Below are 16,825 nucleotides of genomic sequence, written 5' to 3' on the forward strand. Positions count from 1 at the left end.
CATGACCTCCACCGACGCCCCCACCGGCCCGTCCGTCCCTGCCCCCGCCGACGTCCTGATCCTCGGCGCCTCCTTCGCAGGCCTCGCCGCCGCCACCGCCCTCGGCCGCAGTCTCCGCGACGTCCTCGTCGTCGACGGCGGACCTCCGCGCAACGCACCCTCGCCCGGTGCCCACAACGTGCTGACCCGCGACGGCGTCCCGCCCACGGAGCTGGTGCGCCTGGCGCGCGCCGAGGCCGAGGGCTACGGAGCCCGGGTGGTCGAGGGCGAGGCGGTCCGCGCCTCCGCGGGTGCCGAGGGCGTGACCGCGACCCTCGCCGACGGCACGGTCCTCCGCGCGCGCCGCCTCCTGCTCGCGACCGGCGTCCGCGACCTGCTGCCGGAGATCCCCGGGCTCGGCGCCCGCTGGGGACGGGACGTCCTGCACTGCCCCTACTGCCACGGCTTCGAGGTACGCGGCCGGCGGATCGGCGTGCTCGGCAGCTCGTTCGCCGGGCACCAGGCGCAGATGTTCCGTCAGCTCAGCGACCGGACGTCGATCCTGCTCCACGGCGCACCCGCGCCCGCCGGCGACGAGGCGGCGGCGCTGGCCGCCCGCGGGATCGCTCTCGTGCCGGGTCGTGTCGAGAAGGTCCTCGTCGAGGACGACCGCCTGGTCGGCGTGGTGATCGACGGTCGGCGGCACGAGCTCGACGCGCTCGTCGTCGGCCCGCGGGTCGAGGGGCGGCTCCCCGAGGGGCTCGGCCTCGAGCTCGCCGACCACCCGTCGGGAGTCGCGCGGCACCTCGCCGTCGATCCGATGGGCCGGACCGGCGTCGCCGGGGTCTTCGCCGCGGGCTCGCTGGTCGAGCCGATGGCGCAGGTCGTCGCCTCGTCCGCCGACGGGCTGCGCGTGGGCGCGGCGATCAACCACGACCTGATCGAGGAGGAGATCGCCGCAGCGCTGCGGGCCGCCTGACGTGCGCTCAGCGGCGGCGGTACTCCAGCTCCGGGCGGCCGGGGGAGCCGTAGCGGGGCGCGCGGTCCGCGACTCCGGAGTCGGCGAGGTGCTCGAGGTAGCGGCGGGCCGTCACCCGCGAGATGTCGAGGCGGGTGGCGAGCTCGGCCGCCGAGAGGCCGACGGGACCCAGCAGCGCGGTGACGGCCTCGAGGGTCTGCGCCGAGAGCCCCTTGGCCAGACCCGGGGCGTTGGAGGTGCGGAGCGCCGCGAAGGCCCCGTCCACCTCGTGCTGGCTGGCGACGTCGGCGCCGTGCATCCGCTCGCGGTACGACCGGTAGCTGGCGAGCTTGGCGGCGAACGCGCTGAAGACGAACGGCTTGATCAGGTACTGCACGATGCCGGCGGCGACGGAGGCGCGCACGTTCGCGGCGTCGCGGACAGCGGTGATCGCGATGACGTCGACGTCCAGGCCCGCCGCCCGGACGGCCCGGCAGAGGTCGAGGCCGCCCATGTCCGGCAGGTTCATGTCGAGCAGGATCAGCGCGATGCCCGGGTCCGCGCGCAGCGCCCGGATCGCCTCCGCGCCGCTGCCGGCGACCGCGGCCACCTCGAAGCCGTCGACCCGCCGGACGTAGTCGGCGTGGGCGCTCGCGGTCAGAGGCTCGTCCTCGACGACGAGCACCCGGATCACGACGCCACCCGCGCGGGCAGCGGCAGCTGCACCGTGAACACCGCGCCGACGTGGCGCGAGACCTCGATCGAGCCGCCGAGCCGCTCCACCACCTGCTGCACCAGCGCCAGGCCGATGCCGCGGCCGAAGCCGTCCGACTCCTTCGTCGAGTAGCCGCGCGCGAAGACGTCGGCGGCGCTCGCGACTCCGGGGCCGCTGTCCGACACCTGCACCACCAGCTCGCCCTCCGCGAGGCCGAGGTAGACCTCCACCCACGGCTCGCGGTCCGGAGCGGAGGAGGCGGCCGCGTCGAGGGCGTTGTCGATCAGGTTGCCCAGCACCGTCACGAGGTCCCCGGGCTCCAGCCCCTGCGTGCCGGGCTCGAGGTGCGTCTCGAAGTGCAGCTCGACGCCGCGCTCGCGGGCCTGTGCGGCCTTGCCCAGCAGCAGGGCGGCGATCACCGGCTCCTGCACGGAGCCGAGGACCCGGTCGGCCAGGCGCTGGCTGAGGTTCAGCTCGCCGGCGGCGAACGCGAGCGCCTCGTCGGGCCGGCCGAGCTCGATCAGCGACGCGATGGTGTGCAGGCGGTTCGAGAACTCGTGGGTCTGCGAGCGCAGCGCGTCCGAGAGGGTGCGCAGCGACTCCAGCTCGCCGCTCACCCGCTGCAGCTCGGTGCGGTCCCGGAGCGTGACGACCGTGCCCAGGGGGCGGGCGCCGGGGGAGGCGGCGGGCCGCTCGTTCACCACGAGGATCCGCTCGCGGGCCACGACCAGGCGGTCCGAGACGGGCTCGTCGTCCTGCAGCAGCTCGCGCAGGGCGACGGGGAGGTCGAGCTCGGCGACCGGCACCGGCGTCCGCACGCCCTCGAGCCCGAGCAGCTCCAGCGCGTGGTCGTTGGCGAGCACCAGTCGGCCGCGGTCGTCGACCAGCAGCAGCCCCTCCCGCACCGAGTGCAGGACGGACTCGTAGTAGGCGAAGACCTGGCTCATCTGCTCCGGGCCCCGCCCGCCCGTGACGCGGCGCAGGTAGCGGGCGAGGAGCCACGAGCCGAGCGCGCCGAGCGCGACCGCCCCGAGCGCGCCCCACGCGACGACCTGCACGCGGGCGGCGAAGGAGGCGTCCACGGCCGAGAGCGTGACGCCCGCCGACACGAGCGCGACGACCGCGCCGTCGGCGTCCTCGATCGGCGCGACGGCGCGGACGGAGGGCCCGAGCGTGCCGGTGTACGTCTCGGTGAAGGTCCGCCCCTCCAGCGCGGGCTCGATCGTGCCCTGGAACGGCAGGCCGATCCGGTCGCGGTCGCGGTGGGTGTACCGGGTGCGGTCGGGGGCCATGATCGTGAGGAAGTCGACGCCGGTGTCCCGCATGACCTCCTCGGCGTACGGCTGCAGGCTCGCGGAGGGATCCGCACCGGCCGTCGACTCGAGGACGAACGGATTGTCGGCCACCGTCCGCGCCACGACGAGGCTCCGTTGGGCGGCCTCGTCGCCCGCCCGGCTCCGCGCGTCGAGGGCCAGCACCGCGACGGCCGCTGCGGCGATCAGCAGGATGCTCAGCAGCTGCACGGCGAACAGGCGCGCGGCGATGCTGCCGCGCGGTCCGCGTGCGCTCGGCGTCCTGACCATGCCACTCCCTCGTGAGCGAGCGCTCGGGGCGCCCCGCCGTGAACAGTATGAACGCAACCGTGCCGGGCTCCGGAGGCGGGGCCACCATCGTCCTACCCCCTCACCTCGACGAAGAGAAGGACACCCCCATGGCGAAGACGCCTCAGACGCCGTCCGACCGGCTGATCCCCGCGGTCACCCCTCCGAAGACCCGGCGGCGCATCGACCGGAACCACTGGCTCTACATCGCCGTCATCATCGCCGTGGTCGCCGGCGTCGTGGTCGGACTCGTCGCTCCCGCCTTCGCGGCGACGCTCGAGCCCGTCGGCAAGGCCTTCGTCGGACTGATCAAGATGATGATCGCGCCGATCATCTTCTGCACCATCGTCATCGGCATCGGCTCCATCGCGAAGGCCGCCACGGTCGGCAAGGTCGGCGGACTCGCGCTGGGCTACTTCATCGTGATGTCGACCTTCGCCCTGGCGATCGGCCTCGTCGTCGGCAACATCCTGCACCCGGGCGAGGGCCTCGACATCTCGAGCGCCACCTACGACACCAGCGACCTCAAGGCCGAGAGCACCAGCGACTTCGTCCTCGGGATCATCCCCGTCTCGCTGTTCTCCTCGCTCGTGGACGGCAGCATCCTGCAGACCCTCTTCGTCGCGCTGCTCGTCGGCTTCGCGCTGCAGAAGATGGGCGCCAAGGGCCAGCCGATCCTCGGAGCGATCAAGCAGCTCCAGGTCCTGGTCTTCCGCATCCTCTCGATGGTGCTCTGGGTCGCCCCGATCGGCGCGTTCGGCGCCATCGCCGCGGTCGTCGGCAAGACCGGCTGGGGAGCGGTCGTCGCTCTCGCCACCCTGATGATCGGCTTCTACATCACCTGCGCGATCTTCGTGGTCGTCGTCCTCGGCCTGCTGCTGCGCCTGGTGACCGGCGTCAGCATCTTCTCGCTGATGAAGTACCTGGCCCGCGAGTACCTGCTGATCGTCGGCACCTCCTCCTCGGAGGCGGCGCTGCCCCGCCTGATCGCGAAGATGGAGCACCTCGGCGTCTCCAAGCCCGTCGTCGGCATCACCGTGCCCACCGGCTACTCCTTCAACCTCGACGGCACGGCGATCTACCTCACGATGGCGTCGCTGTTCATCGCCTCGGCCACCGGAGCGCCGATGTCGATCCCGGAGCAGATCGGCCTCCTCCTCTTCATGATGATCGCCTCGAAGGGCGCCGCGGGCGTCACCGGAGCGGGCCTGGCCACGCTGGCCGGCGGCCTCCAGTCCTTCCGCCCCGACCTGGTCAACGGCGTCGGCGTGATCGTCGGCATCGACCGCTTCATGTCCGAGGCCCGCGCGGTCACCAACTTCACCGGCAACGCGGTCGCCACCCTGCTCGTGGGCACCTGGACCAAGCAGATCGACATGGTGCAGGTCCGCGAGGTCCTCGGCGGACGCTCGCCGTTCGACGAGACCACGCTCGGAGCGGACGAGCACGAGGCCCCCGCGTCGGGCACCTCGATCACCGAGGGGATCGCCTCGATCCAGGACTCGGACGAGGCGTCGCGGATGCGTGCGGAGATCGCGGCCAAGCGCTAGCCGATCCGATCGCGACGGCCCCGCCTCCCGGAACCGGTCCGGGAGGCGGGGCCTCCGTCGTCCGCGGGTCAGTGCCTCCGCACCCCGAGCAGAGGCAGGGTCACCGAGCAGAGCGGCCCGATCAGCACCGCGAAGAGGAGGGTGCCGAGGCCGGCGTCGCCGCCGAGGGCCCAGCCGATGAGCAGCACCGTGAGCTCGACGCCCAAGCGCGCCACCCAGATCGGCAGGCCCGTGCGGGTGTGCAGGCCCAGCATCAGTCCGTCGCGGGGCCCCGGACCGAGGTGGGCGCCGATGTAGATCCCGCTCGCGACCGCCAGAAGCACGAGGCCTCCGGCGAAGAGCAGGCCGCGGGCCCACCACTCCTCCGGCGTCGCCAGCACGCGCAGCCCGACATCGATCATCGTGCCGACCACGAGCACGTTCAGCACGGTGCCGAGACCGGGCCGCTGTCGGAGGGGGATCCACAGCAGCAGGACGAGCAGGCCGATCACGTTCGTGAGCAGTCCGATCCCGAGCCCGGTCTGGTGCGCGACCCCCTGGGCGAAGACGGTCCACGGGTCCACGCCGATCGCCGCGCGGATCATCATCGCGTCGGCGAATCCGTAGAGGATCAGGCCCACCAGCAGGCGCGGCACGGGTCGGAGGCGCCACTGGCCCGCTGGGGGAGCGGCGGCGGCAACGGGAGCGGTGAGGGTCATGGACTCATCACAGCGCGACATTGGCCTTCTTCGCGCGGTCCAATCCGGCTACCTTGGACGCATGGCTGATGTCCACTTCGGCGCGCGCGCCCTGCAGACCCTCCTCGGCGACTGGCGCGAGCAGCGCGGCACCCGGCCCGCCTACCTCGCGCTGGCCGATCGGATCCGCCTCCTCGGGATCGACGGCCGCATTCCCGCGGGCAGCCGCCTGCCCGCCGAGCGCGAGCTCTCGGCCCGCCTCGGCGTCAGCCGCACGACCGTGGCCGCCGCGTACCGCGAGCTGCGCGACAGCGGCTACCTCGTCAGCGTGCGCGGCTCCGGCAGCGTCACCCGCCTGCCGGGAGCGGCCGTGCACGCGGTGCCCTCGCTCGCGCCGGACTTCCTCGACTTCACCAAGGCGGCCCTGCCCGCCGTCCCCGAGCTGGCCGAGGCGTACACCCGCGCGGCGCAGGCGGCCCCCGAGCACTTCGACTCCGGCTCCTACGACACCGTCGGCCTGCCGGTGCTGCGCCGCGCGATCGCCGAGCGCTACACCGCGCGGGGTCTGCGCACCGAGCCCGGCCAGATCATGGTGACCATCGGCGCGCAGCACGCGATCGCGCTCGTCGCCCGCACGCTGCTCGCGCGGGGTGACCGGGCGCTGATCGAGGCCCCGACCTACCCGCACGCCTACGAGGCCCTCCGGCTGGCCGGCGCGCGGCTCGTGCCGGTGAACGTCGACGGGGCGGACGGCTGGGACGGAGAGGGCCTGATCGCCGCGCTGCGCGGCACGAGCCCGAGCCTGGCCTACCTGATGCCCGACTTCCACAACCCGACCGGCCGCTCCATGGCCCCCGAGCTGCGGGAGCGGGCGATCGCCGCCGCGGCCCGGCAGGGCACGCTGATCATCGCCGACGAGACGACGGCCGAGCTCGACATCGACCGGCGGATGACGCCGCTGCCGTTCGCCGCCTACGGGCCCGAGGGGACGGTGCTCTCGATCGGCTCCGTCGGCAAGACGCTGTGGGGCGGCATCCGGATCGGCTGGATCCGCGCCGAGCGGGCGGTGATCCGCAAGCTGGCGCTGGCGCGCTCGGCGAGCGACCTCGGCACGCCGATCCTGGAGCAGCTCCTGGTCGCGGACATGCTCGGCCGGATGGACGGCGTGCTGGAGCTGCGGCGCTCGCAGCTGCGCGCCGGCCGCGACCACCTCGAGGCGGCCCTGGCGCGCGCGATCCCGGAGTGGAGCGTGCCGCGGGTCTCGGGCGGTCTCTCCACCTGGGTGGGCCTGGGCCGGCCGGCGAGCTCGCAGCTGGCGCTCGCCGCCCGGACGGCGGGCCTGCTGATCACCGCGGGCCCGCGCTTTGGGATCGACGGCGCCTTCGAGCGCTTCCTCCGCATCCCGATCGGCTACTCGCCCGAGGCGACCGACCGGGCCGTGGAGGCGCTCGCGACGGCCTGGGCGCAGGTCGCCCGGCACCCGGCGGCCGACCCGGGGTACCTCGCCGACGTGGTCTGAGGTGGAGTACCCGCCGGGCGTGTGAGATCGTTCTCTCATGAGCGACGGGTACGGCTACCTGCTGGTCCACTTCATGGAGGACCGGACCGGCCACAGCGAGAAGATCTTCCTCTCGCTCAGCCGGGGCGACGATCCGCTGCGCTGGCGAGCGCTCGGGCCGGTGCTGGAGTGGACCGGCGGCACGGGCGGCGTCCGCGACCCCCACATCGTCCGCGGGCCGCGGGGCTTCCACCTCGTCGCCACCGATCTCCGCGTCTGGCGGCCCGAGGGCCCGGACTGGGACCTCTACCGGCACCGGGGGAGCCGCGACCTCGTGGTCTGGGACTCCCCGGACCTCCTCGAGTGGTCCGAGCCGCGCGCGGTCGCCGTCGCTCCCGAGGGCGCGGGCATGGCCTGGGCGCCGGAGTCGGTCTACGACCCGGTCTCGGGCGACTTCCTCGTGCACTGGTCCTCCGGCCTGGCCGAGGACGGCGACCCCGCCACCGGCGAGACGGGCGACAGCCGCATCCTGCTGTCCCGCACGCGCGACTTCCGCACGTTCGCCGAGCCCGAGACCTATCTGCGGCTGCCCGGCGGAGTGATCGACATGACGCTGCTGATCGAGGGCACGGCCGTCCACCGCTTCGCCAAGCAGCACGACGAGGCCCCCGACACGATGCAGGTGTTCCAGCAGGTCGGCTCCTCCCTCTTCGCGGACGACTTCACCACCGTCGCCCGGGGGATCGGGCAGGAGCTCGGCCCGAGCATCGAGGGGCCGCTGGTCTTCCGGCACCACCGCGAGGAGCGCTGGTCGCTCTGGGTCGACCAGTACGCCCTCCGCCCCTACGGCTACCGCGCCTACACGAGCACCGACCCGGCCTCGGGCCGCTGGGAGCTCGTGGAGGAGTTCGACCTGCCCGAGGACACCAAGCACGGAGCGGTCCTCCCGCTCACCCGATCCGAGTACACGGCGCTCGACGAGCGCCACCCCGACTGAGAGGCCCCGCATGACCGACTTCAGCCCCCGTCTCGCCGACGCCCTCGTCACCGTCCTCGGTGCCGACGGCGCTCCGCTCGCCCACGCCGACGTGACGGTCGAGCAGCGCCGCCACGCCTTCGGCTTCGGCTGCACCCCTCCGAGCACCGACCCCGCGCGCGCCGAGGAGCGCCGGCTCTGGCTCGACCTGTTCGACACGGCGACGCTCCCCGTCTACTGGGGCCGCTTCGAGCCGGAGCGCGGCCGCACCGCGACGGAGGAGGTGCTCGCCGAGGCGCGCGCGCTCGCCGCGGACGGCGTCCGCCTGAAGGGGCATCCGCTGGTCTGGCACTACGTGAAGCCGGAGTGGCTCGACGCGCTGCCGCTGGACGAGGCCGAGCAGCTCCTCCGCGCGCGCATCCGCCGGGAGGTGGGCGCCTTCGCCGGGCTGATCGACACCTGGGACGCGATCAACGAGGTCGTCATCATGCCGCGCTTCGCGAACGAGCCGGACGGCGTGACGAACGCCGTCACCCGCCTCGCCCGCGAGAAGGGACGCGTCGGCATGGTCGAGCTGGCCTTCTCGGAGGCGCGCAGCCTCGGCACCGGACCGGTGCTCGTGCTGAACGACTTCGACCTCGGGCCCGAGTACGAGCGGCTGATCGAGGACGTGCTCGAGGCCGGGATCCGGCCCGACGCGATCGGCCTGCAGTCGCACATGCACCAGGGGTTCCGCGGGGAGGAGCAGATCACGGCGATCTGCGACAGGTTCGCGCGCTTCGGCCTGCCGCTGCACTGGACCGAGACCACCCTCGTCTCGGGCGAGCTGATGCCCGCCGAGATCGAGGACCTCAACGACCACGTGGTCGAGGACTGGCCGACCACCCCGGAGGGGGAGGCGCGGCAGGCGGACGAGATGGTGCGGCACTACGAGACGCTGGTCGCGCATCCGGCGGTCGAGGCGATCACCTACTGGGGCTTCGACGACGCCGGCGCCTGGCTCGGAGCGCCGGGCGGGTTCCTCCGCCGCGACGGGAGCCCGAAGCCGGCCTACGAGGCGCTGCGCTCGCGAATCCGCGGGGACTGGTGGCTCGAGCCGACGGTGCTCCGGACGGACGCCGAGGGGCGCGTCGGCGTCCGGGCCTTCGCCGGGGACTTCGCGCTCTCGAGCGCCGGGGCGGGCGCTGCAGTGAGCCTCCCCGTCGGGTCGTCGACGGCTGAGGTCCGCCTGGGCTGAGGGCGTCCGGGGCCGGCCGGTGGCGCCGGTCGCCCCGTCGCACGCCCCGGAACGCCGCGTCCCTCCCAACACTCAGTCGGCTGATGGAAGACTCGGAGGGTGCATCTCCTCGCGGTCCTCAGCATGAAGAACCGGGCGCTCATCGCGCTCGTCACCGTCGTCATCGCCGTCTTCGGCGGAGTCGCCCTGACCGGGCTCAAGCAGGAGCTCGCGCCGTCGATCTCCTTCCCGCAGCTCGCCGTCGTCACGTCCTACCCGGGCGCCGCTCCGGAGGTGGTCAACGACGACGTCTCGACGCCGATCGAGACCGCCATCCAGGGGGTGCCGGGGCTCGAGACGACCAGCGCGACGTCCTCCACGGACTCCTCCCTCATCTCGGCGTCCTTCACCTACGGCACCGACCTCGCCACCGCCGAGCAGAAGATCCTGCAGGCGATCAACCGGATCAAGAGCACGCTCCCGGACGGCGTCGACCCGCAGGTGGTCACCGGCTCCCTCGACGACCTGCCGGTGCTGCAGCTCGCCGTGTCGAGCGACGGCGACGCGGACGCGCTGGCCGAGCGCCTGCGCACCACGGTCATCCCGGACCTGGAGAAGGTCGAGGGCGTGCGCGAGGCGGCGCTCGTCGGCGAGACCGCCCAGCGCGTCACGATCACCCCGGACGACGCGGCGCTCGCCGCGGCCGGCCTCTCGACCGGCGACATCCGCTCGGCCCTGCAGCAGAACGGCGTGCTCGTCGCGGGCGGACAGATCACCCAGGACGGGTCGACCTTCTCGGTGCAGTCGGGCGTCAAGCTCGACTCGACCGACGCGATCGCGGCGCTGCCGCTGCTGCCGTCCGCAGGTGCCTCCGCGGGTGCGGGCGGCGCCGGTGCGTCAGCGGGCGCGGGTGCCTCCGCGGGCTCCGGCGCTTCGGCGGGCGGCTCCGACGCCGGAGCAGCGGCGGGAGGCGCGGCCGTGACCGCAGAGCCGACGGTCACCACCCTCGGCTCCGTCGCGACCGTCGCCGTCACCGACGCCCCCGTCACCTCGATCTCGCGCGTCAACGGCCAGCCCGCCCTGACCCTCTCGATCACCAAGCTCCCGGCCGCGAACACCGTCGACGTGTCGACCGGCGTGGCCGCGCTGCTCCCGGACCTCGAGGAGTCGATCGGCGACAACGCCGCCTTCACCCCGGTCTTCGACCAGGCGCCCTACATCCAGGAGTCGATCGCGTCGCTCGCGCAGGAGGGGGCGCTCGGCCTCGTCTTCGCCGTGCTGGTGATCCTGCTGTTCCTGCTGTCGGTGCGCTCGACCCTGGTCACGGCCATCTCGATCCCGACCTCGGTGCTGATCACCTTCATCGGCCTGCAGACGGCCGGCTACACCCTCAACATCCTGACCCTCGGCGCGCTCACCATCGCGATCGGGCGTGTGGTCGACGACTCCATCGTCGTGATCGAGAACATCAAGCGGCACCTCGACGCGGGCGAGGACCGGGCCCGGACCATCGCGGTCGCCGTCCGCGAGGTCGCCGGCGCGATCACCGCCTCCACGATCACCACGGTCGCGGTGTTCCTGCCGATCTCGTTCGTCGGCGGCACCACGGGCGAGCTGTTCCGGCCCTTCGCGCTGACCGTGTCGATCGCCCTGCTCGCCTCCCTCGTGGTGGCGCTGACGATCGTGCCGGTGCTCGCCTACTGGTTCCTCCGCCCCTCGAAGCGGCCGGCGGTGCGCCAGGCCGCGCAGGCGGCGCTCGCGGAGGAGCGCGCGGCGGCCGGAGGGGCACCCGCCTCGGGCGTCCCGGCCGACACCGCCGCGCCGGTCGACGAGGCCCCGCACCACGGCGCCCACGCCGCTCGCCGCCGGGCGCGCGGGCTGCAGTCGGTCTACGGCCCGATCATCCACTGGACGCTGAAGCACTCGGTCGTCACCGTCCTCCTGGCGCTGCTCGTGCTCGTCGGGACCGGTGCGCTGTACCCGCTGATGAAGACGAACTTCCTCGGCTCCAGCGGGCAGGACACCTTCACCGTCACCCAGACGGTCCCCGTCGGCCAGAGCCTCGACGCGCAGGACGCGACGGCGCAGCAGGCGAGCACGGCGATCCTCGGCGTCGGCGGCGTCGAGACCGTCCAGCTCACCGTCGGCTCCTCCGGCGGTCTGCAGAGCGCGTTCGGCGGGGGAGGAGGCGGCGGCACCTCGATCCGCTACTCCGTCACCACCGATGAGTCGGCCGACCAGGAGGCCGTGCAGGCGGACGTCCGCGACGCGCTGTCGGGCGTCGCCTCGGCCGAGGACATCAGCGTCGCCGCCTCCTCCGGCTTCGGCGCCTCCTCGGACATCGAGGTCGACCTCTCGACCGCCTCGCAGAGCGACCTCCAGAGCGCGAGCGACCAGCTCCTCGAGGCCCTGCGCGGGACCGATGGGATCAGCCAGGCCGAGAGCAACCTCTCCTCCTCGCTGCCCTACATCGCGGTGCGGGTCGACCGCGACGCCGCGGCGCGGGCGGGGCTCAGCGAGGTCGCCGTGGGCACGATCGTCAGCCAGGCGCTCCAGCCCAGCCAGGTCGGCAGCGTCGTGATCGACGACCGCACCCTCTCGATCTATCTGGCCGACGGGCAGCCGCCGGCCACCGTGGACGAGCTGCGGAACCTCGAGGTGCCGACCCTCACCGGCACCGTCGCGCTCTCCACCCTCGCGGCGGTCGAGCAGACGGACGGTCCGGCGAGCATCACCACCGAGCGTGGCCAGCGCACCGCGACCATCACCGTCACCCCGGAGGGCGACGACCTCGCCTCGGCCAACGTCGCCGTGCAGAACGCGATCGACGCGACGGCGCTTCCGGCCGGTCTCGACGCCTCCCTCGGCGGAGTGACCGCCGACCAGGCCGACGCGTTCTCGCAGCTGGGCATCGCGCTGCTGGTCGCGATCCTGATCGTCTACGTCGTGATGGTGGCGACGTTCCGCTCGCTCCTGCAGCCGCTGCTCCTGCTCGTGTCGGTGCCGTTCGCGGCGACCGGCGCGATCCTCCTGCAGGTGATCACCGGCGTGCCGCTGGGCGTGCCGTCCCTGATCGGCGTGCTGATGCTGATCGGCATCGTCGTCACGAACGCGATCGTGCTCGTGGACCTGGTGAACCAGTACCGCGACCGCGGGATGCCGGTGCGGGAGGCGCTGCTGCACGGCACCGAGCGGCGGCTCCGGCCCATCCTGATGACCGCCCTCGCGACGATCTTCGCGCTGCTGCCGATGGCGCTGGGGATCACGGGCCACGGCGGCTTCATCTCGCAGCCGCTGGCGATCGTCGTGATCGGCGGCCTGGTGTCCTCGACGGTGCTGACCCTCGTGGTCCTGCCCGTCGTCTACAACCTGGTCGAGGGGTATCGTGAGCGGCGGCGTGCCGCCCGCGCCGGGAAGGCGTCGGCATGACGGACATCAGGGATGCGGCCGAGACGGTCGGCTCGCGCTGGCGCAGCGGCCCGGAGCGCGCCACCGCGGTCCTCGACGAGATCGGTCCGGAGCGCTTCGTCGCCCGCGACTTCCGCCCGGGCACGATCCGGCACCTCGTCCTGATCCGCTTCCGCCCGACGGCGCTGGTCGCCGAGGCGGACGAGGTCACCCGCCGCTTCCTCGCCCTCGCCGACGAGTGCGTCCGCGACGGACGGCCCTACATCGAGTCGATCGAGACCGGGCCGCAGCTGAGCATCGAGGGCGCGGGCGAGGGCTTCGACCGCGCGTTCCTGCTGACCTTCTCCTCCGAGGGCGACCTGCACTACTACCTGGGCCGGCCGGCCGTCGAGGACCCCGCGCACTGGGATCCGGCGCACGACGCGTTCAAGGAGTTCGTCGGGCCGTTCGTCGACACGGCCGGCATCGTCGCGTTCGACTTCCGACCCGAAGAGCACTGATGGCGACTCCCGACTTCGTGCTGCGACTGCGCGAGCGGATCGGGACCGAGCTGCTCTGGCTCACCGGCGTGACCGCGGTGATCCTCCGCGAGGAGCCGGCGCTCGAGGTCCTGCTCGTCCGGCGCGCCGACACCGGAGCCTGGACGGCCGTCACCGGGATCATCGACCCGGGCGAGACCGTCGCCGGGACCGCCCGCCGCGAGGCGCAGGAGGAGGCGGGTGTCGAGATCGAGGTCGAGCGCCTCGTGCAGGTGCACACCCTCCCGCCGATGCAGTACCCCAACGGGGACCGCTCGCAGTACCTCGACCACGTGGTGCGCTGCCGCTGGATCTCGGGGGAGGCCCACGTCGCGGACGACGAGTCGACCGAGGTCGGCTGGTTCGCGCCCGACGCGCTGCCGCCGATGTCGGACGAGCACCGCGCGCGGATCGAGCGTGCGCTGTCGGACGAGCCGGGCTGCTCGATCGACTGACGGCGGGGGTGCGCGCCGGACGAGGCGGGGCCGCCTCTCGGGAGCGGCACAGGGATGGCGCCGGGCGTCCTGCCGTGTCGGCCTCCGACCGGGCGGGCCCTCGGGCTGGGCTCCTCGGACCCGGTTCGCCTCGGAGCGGGCGCTGCTCAGACCGGACGCGCGAAGCAGAGCACCGCGTCGTCGCCGACGTGGGCTCCGAAGCCGTCGATCGCCGTGAAGCCGAGCGCCCCGGCCGCTGGGGCGAGCTCCGGAGCGGCGGCCAGGCGCAGCGTGCGGATCCGCTGCACCCGCGCCCACGACTCCGCCGCCGCGACGAGCCGTCGGGCGACTCCCGTGCGCCGGTGGACGGAGGCGACCACGAGCTCCAGTACCTCGGCGAAGTCGTCCGGGCCGGGAGCGAGCACCAGCACGCCGGCCGCCGCCCCGTCGATCCGGGCGATCAGGACGCGGGCGTGCGGGGGTGGGACCGCGGCGAGGAGGCCCTCCGCTGCGGCTGCGTCCTCGAGGCGGACGACGACTCCGCTCACGAGCCCAGGTGGGCGCGGAGGAACTCGACGACCCGAGCACGCAGAGCGTCGTCGAGGAGCGCGATCGAGTGCAGCGAGCCGGGGAGGACGAGGAGGTCGACGCTCGAGCCCGCTCCGCGCAGCGCCTCCGCGAAGCGGGTCGACTGGCTGAGCGCGACCCGCTCGTGCGCCGCGTGCGCGATGAGGAACGGCGGCTCGGAGCCGTCCACCTGCGCGAGGGGCGAGGCGGCGGTCGCGGAGGGGCAGGAGGCCAGGTCCGCGCAGTCGAGGTAGCTGCGCACGGCGGCCGCGACTCCGACCACCGGGTCGTCGTCGGCGAGGCCGGCGGCGCTGAGATCGGAGGGGCCGCTCAGGTCGACCACGGCGGCCAGGCGCGACGAGGTCGCCGGCAGCGTGCCGAGCAGAGAGGCGAGGTTGCCGCCGGCCGAGCCGCCGAAGGCCGCCACCCGCTCCGGATCGATGCCGAAGCGCGCGGTCTGCTCCGGCTCGAGCAGCCAGTCGAGGGCGGCCGTCACATCGTCGAGCTGCGCGGGGAACACGGCGGCGGGCGCGAGGCGGTAGTCGACCGAGACGGCGACGAACCCCTCCGATCCGAGCCACTGGCAGATCGGACGCCAGTTCGCGTCGGCCTTGCCTCCACGGGCCCAGCTGCCGCCGTGCACGACGAGGACGGCGGGCCGCGGCTCCGCCGACGGGGCAGGGGAGGAGCAGACGTCGGCGCTCTGCCCAGTGCTCGCGTCGTAGACGACGTCGGCCGTCACGCTCACGCCGGACCAGTCGGGTGCGGGTGCCGCTCCGAGCGCCTGCGCCACCGGCTCCGAGACAGGAGTGGTGCTCGCGCAGCCCGAGAGGAGGAGTGCGAGGGCGGCCAGGACCGCGGCGACGCGTCGCGGGGATCGGGTGGGCTCGCGCATGAGTGCGATCAGCGTACGGGGTGCCCGGCGCCCCGGATGCGGCACCCCCGCGATCAGGGGGTGCCGGGCTCGCGCTGCAGCCGGACCAGGACGACCCCCGCGAGGATCAGCGCGCCGCCGCCGAACTGGATCGGCGCGGGCAGCTCGCCGAGGATCAGCCACGCGGCCGCGATCGAGAACAGCACCTCCGTCAGCCCGACGAAGGAGGCTATCCGCGTGCCGAGACGGCGTCCGCCCTCGATCCCGAGCAGATACGCCAGCACCGTCGACATGCCGAGGATCACGCCCGCGGGGAGGAGCCAGCTGACCTCCGCTCCGACGAACACCACCTCTCCGAACGTCGCGCGCAGCGGTGTGACGCCGAGCGCCCCGAGTGCCAGCAGGATCGCGGCGCCGACCGTCATCGCCCCCGCCGTGAGCGCGATCGGCGGCAGCTCCGGATCCACTCGACCGGCGATGACGTAGTAGACGCACAGGCCGAGCGAGGCGGTCAGCGCCCAGGCGATGCCGACCAGCTCGGGGGTCGACTCGCCGGACAGGTCGAGCACGAGCACCAGGCCGCCGAGCGCGAGAGCGGAGCCGGCGAGGGTGAAGCGGCCGGGGTGCCGGCGGGTGCGCGCCCAGGCGAGGAGGACGAGGAACACCGGCGCGAGGTACTCGATCAGCAGGGCGACGCCGACCGACATGTGCTCGATCGCGCTGTAGAAGCAGAGCTGCGCGGCGATCACGGCGAAGACTCCGTAGAGGGCGATCGTGCCGAGGTTGCGGCGGAGCACGGGCCAGCGGCCGCGGAGGGACAGGACCGCCGGGATCGCGAGGATCAGGGCGGCGCCGCCCGCGCGCCAGAGGACCGCGGACGCCGGCGTCCAGCCCGCCTCGAGGAGCGGCTTCACGAACGGCCCGCCCAGACCGAACGCCGCCGACGCGGCCAGTGCCGCGACGAGGCCTGAGCCGAGGCGCCGTGCAGGCGCGGGCGCGCTCGCGGCGGGGAGGGTGACGGCGGCGGTGCTCTCGGCGGTCATGGCCGGCTCCTTCAGGAGTCAAAAGGATTACACTCGTGACAGCGAGCTGATCGCACACTACTGAGCCGCACTGTCAGGAGTCAACATGGTGTTCGCCTATGACGTCGAGGCGTCACTGACCTCCACCGCCACCCTCGTCAACACGCTCCCCGAGCTGTCGCCGTCCGGCGAGGACGAGATGGCGACGATCGAGCAGCTGGACGACTTCCTCCTCCAGAACCGCTACACGGGCAGCCGCGACGGATCGGCCGAGGAACTGGAGGCCGTGCGGGCGATCCGCTCCTCCCTCCGCACCCTCTGGCTCACGCGCGCCGAGGAGGACCTCGTCCCCGTCGTCAACGGGATGCTCGACTCCGGCCGCGCGCTCCCGCAGCTGGTCCGGCACGGACCCTACGGCTGGCACCTCCACGCGACGCGCGACGAGAGCCCGCTCGCCACTCGCATCCTGGTCGAGGCCGCCATGGCGTTCGTCGACGTGATCCGCGGCGACGAGCGCGAGCGGATCCGCGTCTGCGCGGCGGAGGACTGCGAGGCGGTGCTCGTGGACTTCTCCCGCAACCGCTCGAAGCGCTACTGCGACACGGGCAACTGCGGCAATCGCGCGAACGTGGCCGCGTACCGCGCTCGGCGGGCGTCGCAGTAGCGGACGGGTGGTCGGTGGGCGCGGGCTCGCGCGTCGATCGTGCTGCGGCTCGGGGCGGGGGGGGCTGTATGCGGCGCGACTGGTTGAGGTCGCCGTGGAGGCTCGTCGCGGGGATGTCCGCGTGGTCGAGCTGCTCCGCGAGCTGCTCCGCGAACGCGCGGGTACGGG

The 16,825-nt window shown here is 73.5% G+C and carries 15 protein-coding genes; 9 read left to right on the forward strand and 6 right to left on the reverse strand.

Going from position 1 to position 16,825, the window contains the following annotated elements; genetic code table 11:
• The first annotated feature begins 1 nt into the window (after position 1).
• Positions 2 to 958: an NAD(P)/FAD-dependent oxidoreductase gene (locus C5C36_RS05140; protein ID WP_104297646.1), complete on the forward strand. Its 957-nt coding sequence runs from the start codon at positions 2 to 4 to the stop codon at positions 956 to 958.
• Positions 959 to 965: 7 nt separating this feature from the next.
• Here C5C36_RS05140 and C5C36_RS05145 read toward each other — a convergent pair whose 3' ends face one another.
• Both C5C36_RS05145 and C5C36_RS05150 read right to left on the reverse strand, forming a co-directional pair.
• Entirely contained in the window at positions 966 to 1,631 is a 666-nt protein-coding gene (locus tag C5C36_RS05145; RefSeq protein WP_104223809.1) for a response regulator, read from the reverse strand.
• Positions 1,628 to 3,235, reverse strand: a complete 1,608-nt coding sequence (locus C5C36_RS05150) for a sensor histidine kinase (RefSeq protein ID WP_104260395.1) — start codon at positions 3,233 to 3,235, stop codon at positions 1,628 to 1,630. Before C5C36_RS05150 ends, C5C36_RS05145 begins: the two co-directional genes overlap by 4 nt.
• Before the next feature lie 128 nt (positions 3,236 to 3,363).
• On the opposite strand from C5C36_RS05150, the gene C5C36_RS05155 reads away from it, so the two are divergent.
• On the forward strand, positions 3,364 to 4,803 hold the full coding sequence (locus C5C36_RS05155; RefSeq protein WP_104223811.1) for a cation:dicarboxylate symporter family transporter: 1,440 nt from the start codon (positions 3,364 to 3,366) through the stop codon (positions 4,801 to 4,803).
• Positions 4,804 to 4,871: 68 nt separating this feature from the next.
• On the opposite strand, the gene C5C36_RS05160 is transcribed toward C5C36_RS05155, so the two are convergent.
• The gene (locus C5C36_RS05160; RefSeq protein ID WP_374954344.1) at positions 4,872 to 5,501 is read right to left on the reverse strand and encodes a YitT family protein; all 630 of its coding nucleotides are present in this window, start codon (positions 5,499 to 5,501) and stop codon (positions 4,872 to 4,874) included.
• Between the two features lie 61 nt (positions 5,502 to 5,562).
• Between C5C36_RS05160 and C5C36_RS05165 the strand changes: the two genes are divergently transcribed.
• The 6 genes from C5C36_RS05165 (at position 5,563) to C5C36_RS05190 (ending at position 13,551) form a co-directional block, all read left to right on the forward strand.
• Positions 5,563 to 6,999, forward strand: a complete 1,437-nt coding sequence (locus C5C36_RS05165; protein ID WP_104257666.1) for a PLP-dependent aminotransferase family protein — start codon at positions 5,563 to 5,565, stop codon at positions 6,997 to 6,999.
• A 37-nt stretch (positions 7,000 to 7,036) separates the two neighbouring features.
• Positions 7,037 to 7,975 carry a glycoside hydrolase family 43 protein gene (locus tag C5C36_RS05170; RefSeq protein ID WP_104309366.1) on the forward strand — a complete coding sequence of 313 codons (939 nt, stop codon included), beginning with the start codon at positions 7,037 to 7,039 and terminating at the stop codon, positions 7,973 to 7,975.
• Between the two features lie 10 nt (positions 7,976 to 7,985).
• Positions 7,986 to 9,191 carry an endo-1,4-beta-xylanase gene (locus C5C36_RS05175; protein ID WP_104309367.1) on the forward strand — a complete coding sequence of 402 codons (1,206 nt, stop codon included), beginning with the start codon at positions 7,986 to 7,988 and terminating at the stop codon, positions 9,189 to 9,191.
• Between the two features lie 99 nt (positions 9,192 to 9,290).
• A complete protein-coding gene (locus tag C5C36_RS05180; protein WP_104309368.1) occupies positions 9,291 to 12,599 on the forward strand; it encodes an efflux RND transporter permease subunit in 3,309 nt (1,102 codons plus the stop codon).
• Positions 12,596 to 13,078, forward strand: coding sequence for a Dabb family protein (locus tag C5C36_RS05185; protein WP_104267150.1), 483 nt, complete (start codon positions 12,596 to 12,598; stop codon positions 13,076 to 13,078). Before C5C36_RS05180 ends, C5C36_RS05185 begins: the two co-directional genes overlap by 4 nt.
• Positions 13,078 to 13,551 carry an NUDIX domain-containing protein gene (locus C5C36_RS05190; RefSeq protein WP_104226172.1) on the forward strand — a complete coding sequence of 158 codons (474 nt, stop codon included), beginning with the start codon at positions 13,078 to 13,080 and terminating at the stop codon, positions 13,549 to 13,551. The genes C5C36_RS05185 and C5C36_RS05190 overlap by 1 nt, the downstream gene beginning before the upstream one ends.
• A 146-nt stretch (positions 13,552 to 13,697) precedes the next feature.
• Here C5C36_RS05190 and C5C36_RS05195 read toward each other — a convergent pair whose 3' ends face one another.
• Genes C5C36_RS05195 through C5C36_RS05205 form a run of 3 tightly spaced genes read right to left on the reverse strand, consistent with a single transcriptional unit; the run spans position 13,698 to position 16,014 of the window.
• Positions 13,698 to 14,078: a GNAT family N-acetyltransferase gene (locus C5C36_RS05195; protein WP_104255316.1), complete on the reverse strand. Its 381-nt coding sequence runs from the start codon at positions 14,076 to 14,078 to the stop codon at positions 13,698 to 13,700.
• The gene (locus tag C5C36_RS05200) at positions 14,075 to 14,992 is read right to left on the reverse strand and encodes an alpha/beta hydrolase (protein WP_104233121.1); all 918 of its coding nucleotides are present in this window, start codon (positions 14,990 to 14,992) and stop codon (positions 14,075 to 14,077) included. Before C5C36_RS05200 ends, C5C36_RS05195 begins: the two co-directional genes overlap by 4 nt.
• Positions 14,993 to 15,045: 53 nt before the next feature.
• Positions 15,046 to 16,014, reverse strand: a complete 969-nt coding sequence (locus tag C5C36_RS05205; protein WP_104257663.1) for a DMT family transporter — start codon at positions 16,012 to 16,014, stop codon at positions 15,046 to 15,048.
• Between the two features lie 85 nt (positions 16,015 to 16,099).
• Between C5C36_RS05205 and C5C36_RS05210 the strand changes: the two genes are divergently transcribed.
• Positions 16,100 to 16,657: a CGNR zinc finger domain-containing protein gene (locus C5C36_RS05210; RefSeq protein ID WP_104309369.1), complete on the forward strand. Its 558-nt coding sequence runs from the start codon at positions 16,100 to 16,102 to the stop codon at positions 16,655 to 16,657.
• The last annotated feature ends 168 nt before the right edge of the window (positions 16,658 to 16,825 follow it).

The organism is Rathayibacter sp. AY1G1, assembly GCF_002932095.1.
Classification (GTDB): Bacteria; Actinomycetota; Actinomycetes; order Actinomycetales; family Microbacteriaceae; genus Rathayibacter.

Coding starts and splice junctions, on each gene's coding strand:
- C5C36_RS05140 (WP_104297646.1), top strand. CDS start 2: ATGACCTCCACCGACGCCCCCACCGGCCCGTCCGTCCCTGCCCCCGCC.
- C5C36_RS05150 (WP_104260395.1), bottom strand. CDS start 3,235: ATGGTCAGGACGCCGAGCGCACGCGGACCGCGCGGCAGCATCGCCGCG.
- C5C36_RS05155 (WP_104223811.1), top strand. CDS start 3,364: ATGGCGAAGACGCCTCAGACGCCGTCCGACCGGCTGATCCCCGCGGTC.
- C5C36_RS05160 (WP_374954344.1), bottom strand. CDS start 5,501: ATGACCCTCACCGCTCCCGTTGCCGCCGCCGCTCCCCCAGCGGGCCAG.
- C5C36_RS05165 (WP_104257666.1), top strand. CDS start 5,563: ATGGCTGATGTCCACTTCGGCGCGCGCGCCCTGCAGACCCTCCTCGGC.
- C5C36_RS05170 (WP_104309366.1), top strand. CDS start 7,037: ATGAGCGACGGGTACGGCTACCTGCTGGTCCACTTCATGGAGGACCGG.
- C5C36_RS05175 (WP_104309367.1), top strand. CDS start 7,986: ATGACCGACTTCAGCCCCCGTCTCGCCGACGCCCTCGTCACCGTCCTC.
- C5C36_RS05185 (WP_104267150.1), top strand. CDS start 12,596: ATGACGGACATCAGGGATGCGGCCGAGACGGTCGGCTCGCGCTGGCGC.
- C5C36_RS05190 (WP_104226172.1), top strand. CDS start 13,078: ATGGCGACTCCCGACTTCGTGCTGCGACTGCGCGAGCGGATCGGGACC.
- C5C36_RS05200 (WP_104233121.1), bottom strand. CDS start 14,992: ATGCGCGAGCCCACCCGATCCCCGCGACGCGTCGCCGCGGTCCTGGCC.
- C5C36_RS05205 (WP_104257663.1), bottom strand. CDS start 16,014: ATGACCGCCGAGAGCACCGCCGCCGTCACCCTCCCCGCCGCGAGCGCG.
- C5C36_RS05210 (WP_104309369.1), top strand. CDS start 16,100: ATGGTGTTCGCCTATGACGTCGAGGCGTCACTGACCTCCACCGCCACC.